Raw genomic sequence first — 13,097 nt, 5'->3', positions numbered from 1 at the left:
CAAAGTTGAGCTAATTGCTCCGATTGCGATGGACGAAGGTCTACGTTTCGCAATCCGTGAAGGTGGTCGTACAGTAGGTGCTGGTGTTGTTGCTAAGATCCTAGACTAATCTAGACTCTGCAAACACTGCACAAAAAAGCGCACTTAGGTGCGCTTTTTTTATGCCCTCGATTTACTAAAGAGACAGGTACTAAAGAGACAGGCACTCTAATCTAGCCATTCCCGTAATTACAGCCAGCTATTATCAATACACTGACAGCTGTTATTGTGACACGCATATTAAGCACGCATAGTAAGCCAAAGCTACTAATTAGAAAGTCGCAACATACAAGCCACTATTAAGACAGGCATAGTAAGTACTATAAAGCCATTATCAAGACAGGCACAACAAACAATCATAAAACGCCAAATATCGAGCGCTATTTATAAGTTTAGTCACGATGGGGATGTGTTTTGCTGGTCGAACAGTGATGGATAAATGTTGAAACAATATGATTTAGCGTAATGAAGCGAACTCTATCCTGCAGTCAATACTCTATTAAAGTTCAACCCTATTACTCTAATGGTGTTCGATGAGATATTAACCTACCCAAATAAGCGCATAGCATGGTGCTTCCCATGAACTCTCAGCTGCTTTCGGTTGTGAGCATATTGTTCAAGTTTAATCACCTGGCCTGCCGCTTGTTTAAAACAAACTTCAAATTGTGTGGTTAATATCAACCACTTTTCACTGCCAATATTAAGCCGGTCTAGAATGTTAGGTACTTTGTTGGGTATCTTGCCTCGCTTATCAGGGGAGATGTAACGGCTAGTGGCATCGACCAACTGAAGATAGTCGACGAGGCTAAAAGGTAGACTATTCTCGCTATTCTGCTGAGGGCTACCTTTTAGCGGCATAAGGCGTTTCGGTATCTTGCCTGCTTTGGCAGCACGAATACGATACTGGATACTAGTATGCCTAGAGGTCTCAGGTGAAACGGCCAATTTCGCGCGAACTGGATTTAGGTCAACGTATGCCATACAGGCAGCGAGAGCGCCGTCATCTAATAGTGCTTGTGACTTAAACCGTCCCTCCCAAAAGTGTCCGGTGCACTCATCCTCTTTATTTGCGGCTCTAGCGATATATTCATTCAAGGCTCTCATAAACCAACTAATATCGTATAAGCGCATTCGCCAAATCTCAGCTGTGTTTTCCACTGACTCTATTTGAGCATCACTAAGGTCTTTTCTTGTTTCTTGTAACGCATACCTCTGTGTTAATAAGGTTCCTTTGTATAGGATGTGCCAGCGTTGAATTACTTCGTCTGTAGTGAGCGCCTGCGCCTGTTCTCTGCAAATATGCAGCACTAGGTGGGTGTGATTACTCATTACCGCATAAGCACACACATCAATGGTAAATACTTCACTCAGAAGATGAATACGATCTTCAACCCATTGACGGCGATGTTCGAAGCTTTTTCCGTGCACAGAACCACACAAAAACGCTCGGCGAACACATCTAGATACACAGTGATAATAGGGCGTGTCTGATAGACTAATTTGTGATTTTCTGGCTTTTGGCATCAAGTTTTCTAACTCTGGATTACTTAATTACTAGTGTGTATAGCTATCTAGACTAAAGAAAGTGTATTGAGGTACAGTTTTGTTTATCTGAGTGTTTGAAAAATGCCTGTCTCGATAAGTGGTATCGATAAGTGACTTACGATGCCTGTCTTCATAAGAAACTATGCCTGTCTTCATAAGTAACTGGGGGGAAGTAAGGTGGCAGGTAAGGTGCCTGTCTCAATAAGTATTAAGCTAAAACTCCCTATTTAATATATAAGAATTCACTTAGTTATTGTTTGTATTAGTATTTTTGATGCCTGTCATTATTAATCAATTGACTGTGATACAGACTCTACTATTATACTACTAAAGGCTAAGGCATCGTTTTAGAGCTCTTCTGTGTCTTTCCATTCATCAACTCTACCAACATAAATGCGGTTAATTGGTTTGTGTTGAGTAATAGGCGGCTATGTTTTCGCATAATACGGTTTTCGAAGAGGCTGAGTTTCGCAGTCTTGTTCGCAAATATAGGCAAGAATTTTTTGATGAGCTTGTAGAATACAACGCGTCGTTGAAAGCGGATTATTTACTGCTTGGTGTTCGAGACAACGACCGTGTTTCAGTGCTCATTGGCATTCAACAGCAGTCTGAAGCCAGCGAGCTGTTCGAGTATCCCTTGCAGGGCTCACCTTGTGAGCAGGTTTTACAAACCGGCGTATGTGCTTACTCAAGTGCGGTGTGCTCTCAATTTCCAGATGATGGCTCTCTTTCACAAATAGATGCTGAGGCCTATCTTGGCGCTGGGCTTTTCAATGAGCTCGGACGCAATGTCGGGATTTTGGTCGCTATTTTTAATTCACCTCAACCCGGCATCGAGCTTTATAAAGCTGGATTTCACGCAAACGCGAAGCTAATTGCTACGCGGCTACAAAAATATTACTTAGAAACCCGCACAATTAATAACTTATCGCTACTCGATGAGGTCAGCAGTCTCTCAAAAACTGGGGCGTGGGAATACTACCCACAGGATAAGAAGCTTTTTTGGTCTAAAGAAACCTACGCAATACACAATGTAACCATGAAAGTCTCAATCGATGTTGAGCAAGCGTTAACGTTTTATAAGCCAGAGTCTAAAGCTGCCGTTCAGTCGGCGTTTCACGAGTTGTTAGAGCACAACACGCCATACGATATCGAAGTGCAAATTATATCGGCAAATAACGATAAAAAATGGGTCCGCACCTCTGGCAAACACGAGTTAGACGACGAAGGAAATATACGTCGTTATTTCGGTGCCTTCGAAGACATCACAAATTACAAAAGCACTGTTTTACTTAGCGAAGAGCGGGCAAGCCGAATACAGAATATCCTCGACAGTATAAACGATGCGGTAGTAAGCATAGATTCAAAAGGCATAATTCTTCATTGCAACGACATCACGCTTAAAATCTTTGGCTATGATGATGGCGAACTTATTGGGAAGTCGGTTGAAATATTAATGCCCGAGCCGTATGCATCAAATCACGCCAGGTATATGGCGAGTTACGAGCGTACCGGAAACGCGCAAATTATCGGAACTGGCCGACAGCTTCCAGCAAAGCGCAAAGACGGTTCGGTATTTCAAATGGAGCTATCGCTGTCTGAAAGTACGGATTTAGGGGTAAAAATATATATCGGCGTAGTGCGCGATATTAGTGAGCGCATTGCCGCCCAGGATACCATCTATAACCTAGCCTATACTGACAGTGTCACTCATTTACGTAACAGCCAATGGTTTCAAAAAGAGTGCAAAGACTTAATCTTGCGGGCCGCCGTGCATGAAGAATATATGCATATTTTATTGCTTGATATGGACAATATGGCGCAAATTAATACCCGCCTTGGCTATTCTAATGCAAATAATGCGCTTCAAGCCATTGCTGAAAAGCTGTTGTTTATCATAGGTCATGAATATCATATTTATAAATTTGCGGGTGACAGCTTTATTATCATGTCTAAAAAGACCTATAAGAAAGCTGACATTTACCGTTTTGATACCAGCTTAATCGAGAACGCACTTATTAATCCTCGCCACTACGACATAGATACCGAAGATGGCAACTGGTCACTAAGTGCATCCCTGGGAAGCGCGGTATTTGAAGCCAATAAGCAAAACTATGAGCGCGTGATTAATGTACTAGAAAACGCGGTTAAGCGAGCTAAGAAATCAGCCCCATTCGGACTTTGCCATATTTCTGATGATGGCATGCAAGAGTTCGATCGCTACCTCGCCATCAAATCGCATTTACGCCAAGCCCTAGAGAAACAAGAGCTATCTCTATCGTTGCAACCCCAAGTGAATCATCAAGGGGTTACCACGTCGTTTGAGGCCTTAGTTCGCTGGCATTCTAGTGAGTTGGGCACAGTGAGCCCTGGCGACTTCATATCCATTGCAGAAGAAAGTCATATTATCTGCGACATTGGGAATTGGGTTATCGATGAAACACTCAAAACCCTGAAGCAGTTTATCGCGCGAGGTTTAGACTTGTGTGTTGCTATTAATATAAGTGCCAAACAAATTGTACTGCCAGACTTTGCCTCTTCTTTGCTAGCAAGAGTCAATTATTATGGCATTCCTACCCAAATGGTTATGTTAGAGCTTACTGAAACGGCGTTAGTGGTAGATATCGATACTGTTAAACATACAATGGATCAGCTCGCAAAATGCGGCTTCCGCTTTTCTATCGATGACTTCGGAACTGGCTATTCCAGTCTGGCCTATCTAAAAGAGCTTCCAATTAGTGAGCTAAAGATAGACAAAATATTCATAGATGATGTTGGTACACACAGCAATCACAATGGCTCGCCTATAGTTGATGCAATCATTGATATGGCAAGAGCCCTTAATGTGACATCCATTGCTGAGGGGGTAGAAACTCCAGAGCAAGTTGAATACTTAATCAGCAAAGGGTGTAATCGCTTTCAGGGATATTATTTTTCAAAGCCTATGCCTGTAGAGCACTGGCACAATACTAATCTGAGCACTAACCCCAGTACTAAGTTAAAGTAAAAATATACCACGTCAGTAATGATTGTTTTTGCCATCAATTGTTATACTATAACAATTGATGGCAATGATTTATGTGTACTTGTGAACTTAGGTCTTGCTTGTTGAGTGCTACCTTTCTACCTTCTTATCACGAGCATCTTTGGGGCGTTTAGTATGATTACACGGCGACAGTTTATGTTGGGCTCACTGGCTTTTGGTGGCCTTGCGTCAAGTGCGTTTGGCAAAAGCCAACTTAGCAAGGCAGTAGCTTCTGCAATGCCAATTTCAACGGGCTACGGCAACCTTGTCAAAGACAAAAACTCACTATTAGATTTGCCAGAAGGCTTTTCCTACCGAGTAATATCTCAATTTGGCGATGCCATGTCGGATGGCCTGAACGTGCCAGATAGAGCCGACGGTATGGGCTGTTTTGGCCTTGATGAAGAACGTGTCGCGCTGGTTCGCAATCACGAGCTACACCCTACACATATTGAAAAGCAGCCTCAGTCTATTCAACAGCATTCTCCGGCTTTAGCTTACGACTCCTATGGCGAGGGAAGTGGGTTTGAAGGTACTGCGCTGCCTGGCGGCACAAGCACTCTTGTCTATAACCTTTCAACCCACAAGGTTGAGCGGGAATTTATCAGTTTAAGCGGCACTGTGCGCAACTGCTCAGGCGGTATTACTCCGTGGGGTACATGGCTTACCTGCGAGGAATCGGTAGATAAACCAAACGGCGTGGTAAGCAAAGACCATGGCTATATTTTTGAGGTGCCTGCCTCTGCCACATCGATGACGCAACCAGAGCCTCTAAAAGCCATGGGGCGATTTAATCATGAAGCCGCAAGCATAGACCCTCGCACTGGAATGGTGTATCTCACTGAAGACCGAGGCGATAGTGTGCTGTATCGGTTTGTACCGAATACACCTGCTAAATTGGCAGATGGCGGCAAGCTGCAGGCCCTTAAAGTGGTCGGAAAGCCCCAGTTCGATTCACGAAATTGGAATAATCCGTCTATGGAAACAGGGCAGTGGTTTGATATTGAGTGGGTAGATTTAGATGATCCAGAAAGCCCAGAGGATGATCTTCGTATACAGGCCTATGAGAAAGGCGCTGCGTTGTTTGCGCGTGGGGAAGGTATGCACTGGGGTGATGAAGAGTTATATTTTTGCTGCACCAACGGCGGAGAAAAACAGTTAGGGCAGGTAATGCGTGTGGTGCCATCACTTGATGGCAGTGCCGATAAACTTCAACTGTTCTTGCAAAGTGAAGATAAAAACTTGTACAACTTTGGCGATAATTTAACGGTGTGTCCAAACGGTCATTTACTAGTATGCGAAGACCAATACACCGATATAGTTGATAACCATCTTCGTGGGATAACCCCTGAGGGTGAGGTATATAACTTTGCTAAATTGCATGCACAAACCGAACTTGCCGGAGCCTGTTTTTCTCCTGACGGCAGCACACTCTTTGTTAATGTTTACTCGCCTACTAAAACATTGGCTATCACTGGCCCCTGGCTTAGTAGTTAAGAATGAGACGTTAATGGATAACAGTTAAAGGGAAATCGCCAACGGATAGCAGTTAACAAGTAGCAGTTAACGTTTAGTAGGAAAGACTGCGCTTTCTTTGGTCAACCGTCACTTGTATTAACCTACCTCCTTAATATCTACGCCGCTTTTACAAGTTGTTATGGCAGCGGCGTATTTATGTCCAGCCTCTGTGCTAACACCCGCACTAACGCTCGCGTTCGTACACAAATATGCGCTCAAATTTATCAATTACTTAGCTTTAATCAGTTCCCATATACGCCTTTCCCAGCCCTTACATCATTCAGGTCTAGCTTACTTTCTGGTTACCCTCTATTTTCATTGCTATCTCCTATTCTGCTTTGTACTCCCTACGTAATACCCCAGTTTATGAGGTTTCTCGATTAGCAAGCATCTTTACAATCTATTAAATCAATCTTGCGAATCAGTTTTAGTCGTTTTAATAGTTGTTTTGAATTAATAATAATGCTCCTAACTTAACAAGGAGAATCAAATGAACACATTACTAAAAAAACTATCAACGGCGAACGGCCACCGTGTCTCCTCCACTACTAACCAATCTGTTCAAACACGATGCAACTACGCTGATAACTACTACGGCGACCAAGTTTGCGTTGAAGTTAAAAGCACCCAATCCCGCATCAACATTCACGTAGGAGTTCAGCTGTGAGTACTGCATTAAAATCTACCTTCTCTAAATTTATCTTAGGCGGCGCTACCGCTAACATGCTGGCGTTGCTAAACAACTCATTTTTGCCGATTGTAATGTGGATAAATCAAATCAGCAGGGTCGAACAGCGTTAGTGTTTGCAAGCTGGTTCGACCGTAGAGAGGTTTTTGCTTCTTTCCTTGAAAAGGGCGCCAACCCTCATCATAAAGACAAGTCGGGTAATTCAGTGGAAGATATCGCCATTTCTCAGGGAAACTACGGCTTAGCTTCATCTCTTGTTGCTTCAAAAGAAAACAAATGATCTTTAAACTGTAACAGTCAGGATGCTCTAAATACCTATTTACTGTGCGAATCAGGCAAAAATAACGGTTTGCGGATCGCAATAGTCACCTTTACCGTACTGAATTTAGCTTTTATTCAGAGTTTTGCGACATTTCATCGAGCTTTTGCTAACGTTGCATTGTTTTTTAAACGCTCACAGCCAATATCAAATATGAATCTCACACCATGTGAGTTTACAGAATTAAAGTCTGCTAGCTGAGTTCACAATTTATATGAGCGCGCACCAGTTCAAGTGTACACTTTAAAGGCACAGTTAAAGGGTAATAAGAGAATGAAGTTTACTAGTTTAGGTTCAAGCGGCCTTCAGGTTTCCGATATATGTTTAGGAACCATGACCTGGGGTATTCAAAATACGCAGCAAGATGCCGATGCGCAGATGGCGATGGCCCTTGATGCGGGGGTGAATTTTATTGATACCGCTGAGATGTATCCTGTACCTCCTAACGCAGATACCTACGGCGACACAGAGCGAATTATTGGCAATTGGATTTCTCGTAATCAAGACGCACGCAGTGACATTGTGGTTATGACCAAGGTAGCAGGTGCAGGCTTAAAATATATCCGAGAGGGTGGGCCAATAACGGCCTCTTCACTGACTACAGCTCTTGATGAATCACTTGCGCGTTTACACACCGACTATATCGATGTGTATCAGCTTCACTGGCCAAATAGGGTAACCCCGCACTTTGGCAAACATTGGCCTGACAGTACAGACCCAACAACTATCGACCGCGATAAAGAAATCAGCGGCATGCGCAATATTCTCAAAGGCATAAAAGCGGCCCTTGATGCGGGCAAAATTCGCCACTGGGGGTTGTCTGATGATACACCGTGGGGAATTCATACGTTTTTGCGTTTGTGCGCAGAAGAAAATGTGCCTTTACCTGTGTCTATTCAAAATGAATTTAGCCTGTTACACGCAAAAGATTGGCCTTATCTTATTGAGATGTGCCAGTGTGAAAACATTGCTTATCTGCCTTGGTCGCCGCTAGCCACAGGAATGCTCAGTGGAAAATATCACAATGGTGCACGGCCTGATGGTTCGCGTTGGACATTGGCACAGCGAATGGGCTTATTCAGAGACCAACCTGCAGCGCAATCAGCTACCGAGCAGTACGTCAATATTGCAGAAAACGCAGGCATTACGCCGTCGCAACTTGCTTTAGCATGGTGTCAGCAAGTACCGGGTGTTACATCTACTATTATCGGTGCAACTACGCTCAAGCAGCTTTCTGAAAATATCGCAGCGTTTGATATTAAGCTAAGCGATAACACACTCAATGATATAAATAACGTGTTCAAAGCCTATCCCATGGGATTTTAAATTTACCCGCCTAACTTCGGTTTGCGCGCCTTAAAGCAAGGCGCGCTAATTCATTTTTCTAACGTATTTACGTGCACTCCCCACGATTTTCTAAGTTGAACTACTGCTTTTTGATAAATCGCTTGTCCTATTTTTAACTCTCACTGCTTCCTATCAATTTAAAAAATCAGCAATAAGGTCGGTGATTTTCTCTTTTTTACCTATGCTTATAGCCTTAGCCATTAACGCGTTGAAAAATCGTAATTTGTTTAATAGTGAAATCCGTAATGCGGTGTTTGAAGTTTTTAAATTAAACAGTGCGTTAGCTTATTTATACGTTAACTAAACGCTGTTTTGCCGCACAAGAAATCATAAGACTTTGGTCGCAACAACTATGATTTATAGAGTATTTTGCTTATTTTTAACCCACAATTGGTTTGTTGAATTTATGTTAATCGGAAGTTAATCCGCTACATGTTCAAACTAAATTATATATTCCCTGTGCTTACACACGTTCGCAGGGGCACCGAGCTAAGAATTAAAGTTAAACACTACAAATAAATTTGGAGAACCACATGCTTAATCGTGTTGCTGCATCGTGCGCACTTGTTTTGATATCTTCACCTGCTTTAGCCTTTGAGTTTAGTTTTAAAGGTATGATCAAACCCGAAATGGTAGCGTCTGATCAAGGCGTTGCCAGTTATGGCAGTGCTTACAGCCAAGTAGCCCCGACGCATGCGTTAAGAACCGATATATTCGGCGGTGCGCCAGCCACAGATCAACAAACTACGTTTCTTAGTTCTGATGCCACATCGTTTCAAGCGGCACAGTCACGTTTTTCGTTAAATATGAGCCATGAAAAAGTAAGAACGGTACTGGAATTTGATTTTATTGATGGTGAAGATGGCTTTACTAACCAAACGGCCATTCAGGCTCAGGAGCCACGACTTCGTCTAGCGACCTTATATTATGACTTGGACGAGAACTGGACGTTCTTTGGCGGGCAAAAGTGGAGCACTGCGGCAGGTATCAAATCAAGCGGTAGTTACAATTGGATAGGTAATGCTTATCGTGCCGGTAATTCTGGTTTCTTAGCAGTGGAAGTGGGTGCTACGTATAAAAATAATGGGCTAACGGTAACCGGTGCTCTAACAGGTAAGGGAAGAAATGCTACTGCTGGTGGTATTAACGCGAATGAACTTGGCAGCATGCCTGGTTTTGCAGTAGACGTAAACTATAGCTTCTCTGGTCATAAAATTGGCGCCGCGGGCCATTTCGCTGAATTGAATTTTGAAGACGAAGCTGGTTTTGCCTCGGGTGAAAATCAAGACGCTAACTTATTGAAAATGTATACCACATTGAATTTTGGGGCAGTGAGTGTAAACGCTGAATATTATACTGGTGAAGCGTTAAACAACCAAAATGCATTGGGTGTAGCTCCGTCTTCAGGTTTAAACGCGGCAGGCGAAGTAAGAGAAAGCTTTAGCGAGAGCGGCTTCTTTACGTATGTGACGTGGAAACTCAATGCAGATTCTACGATTAAGGTGGGTTATGCCAGTGCCTCTGTCGACTCGGGTGACCGTGCTCGTTTATCACTCACTGATTTAAATGAAAACACCACCGCTTATATCAACTACGGCCATAAGATAACGGATAGCTTTACTGCGTTTGTTCAATTGACTAACTTTAACACCGAATACGGAAGCGATTTTGAAGACTTCTCGGCAAACGTTGGTCGCGCGGGAGTTGTCTTTAAGTTCTAACAGCTAAGACTAATTGCTAAATACCTACACCCGTTATTTCGTTACAGAAATAACGGGTGTAAAACATTGTAATTGCATATTTTTAGTGATTATCTTAAAAAAATTCACAGAACTAAAAAAACAAACAAGCGTCTACAGATGAACGTTGAGCAATAATTTTTCGATGAAAAAAGTCATTAAGACCAATGTCTCATTTTGCTTTATTGATTAATGACTAGAGTATTCCTCAATCAATCGAGAATTTAACATTATTAAATTGGAGGCAATCTATGACTGCCAGCAAGACTTATCCCGTACCAGAAAATATCCTTCAATCTACACATCTTACTGCGTCTCAATACGACGAAATGTACAAGAAGTCGATAGACGACCCTGAGTCATTCTGGGCGGAGCATGCTGCACTATTGGAGTGGTACGAAGCGCCAACAAAAATTAAAAATACGGTTTTTAACAAAAACGACGTATCGATAAAGTGGTTTGAAGATGGCGCGTTAAACGCGAGCTACAACTGCATCGACAGACATTTAGAAAAGAACGCCACTAAGGTTGCCTTTCACTGGGAAGGTGACTCTCCACAAGACAGCTTAGATATCACCTACCAACAGGTGCATTATGAGGTATGTAAGTTAGCAAATGCGCTTAAAGAAATGGGCGTTGAAAAAGGCGACCGCGTGGCGATTTACATGCCCATGGTGCCAGAAGCCGCTTACGCGATGTTAGCGTGTGCCCGCATAGGCGCAGTGCATTCGGTTATTTTTGGCGGTTTCTCGCCAAATGCCATTGCTGATCGTATTAACGACAGCGAAGCAAAAGTGGTAATTACTGCTGACGAAGGGCGCAGAGCGGGGCGCAGCATCCCTCTTAAAGCAAACGTTGATAAGGCATTGGCGAACGATGCATGTCCATCTATCACGCATGTCGTTGTGCACAAGCTGACTGGTGGCGATGTCGATTGGAACAGTAAGCACGACGTGTGGTGGCAAGATGCAATTGATAATTGCTCTGCGCAATGCGAACCAGAGGTCATGAACGCCGAAGACCCACTATTTATTTTGTATACATCTGGCTCTACTGGCACACCGAAAGGCGTTGTGCATACCACTGGCGGTTATTTATTGTATTCAGCCATGACGTTTAAATACGCCTTTGATTACCAAGACGATGACATTTATTGGTGTACTGCTGATGTTGGCTGGGTAACGGGGCACAGCTACATGGTCTACGGGCCTATGGTTAATGCCGCGTCACAGGTGTTTTTTGAAGGTGTACCTACATATCCAGATGTTAAGCGCATTGCGCAGGTGGTTGAAAAATATAAAGTAAACAGCCTGTATACCGCACCAACGGCAATCCGTGCGCTAATGGCCCACGGAGACACGCCAGCAGAGGGCTGCGACTTATCATCGCTGCGTTTGTTGGGCACGGTAGGTGAACCGATTAACCCAGAGGCATGGGAATGGTATCACCGCGTGATTGGTAAAGGCCGTTGCCCCATTATCGATACCTGGTGGCAAACGGAAACTGGCGGTCATATGATTCTTCCATTACCAGGTGCGACAGAGCTTAAGCCTGGTTCGGCAACTCGCCCTTTCTTTGGCGTAGCGCCAGCGCTATTTGATGCTGATGGCAATGAGCTTGAAGGTGCCGCCGAAGGTAACCTCGTCATTAAAGACAGTTGGCCGAGTCAGGCTCGCACTGTTTATGGCGACCATCAACGTTTTATTAATACCTATTTCAGTGCATATGAAGGTGTGTACTTCACCGGTGATGGCGCTCGTCGCGATGAAGATGGCTGCTATTGGATCACAGGCCGTGTAGATGACGTACTCAATGTTTCGGGTCACCGCTTAGGTACCGCAGAAATCGAGAGCGCACTGGTTGCGCACAGCAAAGTGGCAGAGGCCGCGGTTGTTGGCTATCCTCACGATATTAAAGGCCAAGGGATCTACGTTTATGTAAGTCCTATTGAAGGCGTAGAGGTTAATGATGCCCTAACCAAAGAGCTTAAAAGCTGGGTACGCCAAGAATTGAGTCCTATAGCCACACCAGATATTATTCAGTGGTCAACGGGGCTGCCGAAAACACGTTCTGGTAAAATTATGCGTCGTATATTGCGTAAAATAGCGGCAAACGAGCATGAGCAATTAGGTGATACATCGACGTTGGCGGATCCATCCGTTGTTGATACACTCATAGAGGAACGACTCAATAAATAATCAAGGAAAACGACAATGATAACGCTGTTAATCGCCGATGATCACCCGCTGTATCGCGATGCATTAAGAGGCGCTCTATCCTTGTCGCTGCCTTCCTTAACCCTCAAGGAGGCAGGAGACTTAATGTCTACGGTTGATATGCTCAACAAAGAGGATGTCGACCTGCTTTTACTCGATTTACATATGCCCGGCAGTAACGATCTGTTCGGGCTTCTTCATATTCGCAAACTGTATCCAGATATTCCTGTGGCCGTAGTATCGGGCACGGAAGATACTGCGTTAATATCTAAAATTATTGGTGTCGGCGCTTCTGGCTTTATACCTAAAACTGCCAGTGCACAGGACATCGGTAACGCCGTTGAAGCCATTCTCGATGGTGATATTTGGCTGCCTGAAGGGCTTAGTGAAAGCGTCGATGAAGTGGACGAGGCATTTTCAGAGCTTGCGGATAAGGTGGCCTCACTGACACCCTCTCAGTATAAAGTGCTGTGTTATATGCGAGACGGTTTGTTGAATAAACAGATTGGCTACAACTTAGATATTGCTGAAGCGACGGTAAAAGCCCACGTTACGGCTTTATTCAAAAAGCTTGGTATTAATAACCGCACACAAGCAGTACTCATTGCTTCACAGCTAGAATTAGAGCCACCCTCACGCTAATAAAGCTGCGACAAAACGC

9 protein-coding genes and 1 pseudogene are annotated in these 13,097 nt (G+C 43.8%); 9 read left to right on the top strand and 1 reads right to left on the bottom strand.

Annotation, left to right across the window (positions count from 1 at the left end; all coding sequences use genetic code 11):
- The coding region (locus tag AC27HD_RS17130) for an EF-Tu C-terminal domain-related protein (RefSeq protein ID WP_487107037.1) at nucleotides 1-109 on the top strand (109 nt) is incomplete at its 5' end.
- A gap of 476 nt (nucleotides 110-585) precedes the next feature.
- On the opposite strand, the gene AC27HD_RS17125 is transcribed toward AC27HD_RS17130, so the two are convergent.
- Nucleotides 586-1,563, bottom strand: a complete 978-nt coding sequence (locus AC27HD_RS17125) for a transposase (protein ID WP_487107347.1) — start codon at nucleotides 1,561-1,563, stop codon at nucleotides 586-588.
- 451 nt (nucleotides 1,564-2,014) lie between these two features.
- Here AC27HD_RS17125 and AC27HD_RS17120 point away from each other — a divergent pair, with 451 nt between their 5' ends.
- The 8 genes and pseudogenes from AC27HD_RS17120 (at nucleotide 2,015) to AC27HD_RS17085 (ending at nucleotide 13,078) form a co-directional block, all read left to right on the top strand.
- Nucleotides 2,015-4,591 carry a sensor domain-containing protein gene (locus AC27HD_RS17120; RefSeq protein WP_487107345.1) on the top strand — a complete coding sequence of 859 codons (2,577 nt, stop codon included), beginning with the start codon at nucleotides 2,015-2,017 and terminating at the stop codon, nucleotides 4,589-4,591.
- Nucleotides 4,592-4,744: 153 nt separating this feature from the next.
- Nucleotides 4,745-6,106 (top strand): alkaline phosphatase PhoX, encoded by a 1,362-nt coding sequence (locus AC27HD_RS17115; protein WP_487107343.1) that lies wholly within the window; start codon nucleotides 4,745-4,747, stop codon nucleotides 6,104-6,106.
- A 511-nt stretch (nucleotides 6,107-6,617) separates the two neighbouring features.
- Complete coding sequence (locus AC27HD_RS17110) at nucleotides 6,618-6,794, top strand: hypothetical protein (protein ID WP_487107341.1); 177 nt, start codon at nucleotides 6,618-6,620, stop codon at nucleotides 6,792-6,794.
- A gap of 76 nt (nucleotides 6,795-6,870) precedes the next feature.
- A pseudogene (locus AC27HD_RS17105) lies at nucleotides 6,871-7,095 on the top strand (ankyrin repeat domain-containing protein); the annotation flags it as partial.
- Between the two features lie 312 nt (nucleotides 7,096-7,407).
- On the top strand, nucleotides 7,408-8,460 hold the full coding sequence (locus tag AC27HD_RS17100) for an aldo/keto reductase (RefSeq protein WP_487107339.1): 1,053 nt from the start codon (nucleotides 7,408-7,410) through the stop codon (nucleotides 8,458-8,460).
- A gap of 554 nt (nucleotides 8,461-9,014) precedes the next feature.
- Nucleotides 9,015-10,202: a hypothetical protein gene (locus AC27HD_RS17095; protein WP_032095496.1), complete on the top strand. Its 1,188-nt coding sequence runs from the start codon at nucleotides 9,015-9,017 to the stop codon at nucleotides 10,200-10,202.
- 269 nt (nucleotides 10,203-10,471) lie between these two features.
- A complete protein-coding gene (gene acs / locus AC27HD_RS17090; RefSeq protein ID WP_032095497.1) occupies nucleotides 10,472-12,418 on the top strand; it encodes an acetate--CoA ligase in 1,947 nt (648 codons plus the stop codon).
- A gap of 15 nt (nucleotides 12,419-12,433) precedes the next feature.
- Entirely contained in the window at nucleotides 12,434-13,078 is a 645-nt protein-coding gene (locus AC27HD_RS17085) for a response regulator transcription factor (protein WP_032095498.1), read from the top strand.
- Nucleotides 13,079-13,097: the final 19 nt, after the last annotated feature.

The organism is Alteromonas sp. 4NS20-0143 (assembly GCF_057542855.1).
Note: the sequence above shows the minus strand (reverse complement) of the source record. Positions and strands in the feature narration are given on the sequence as shown.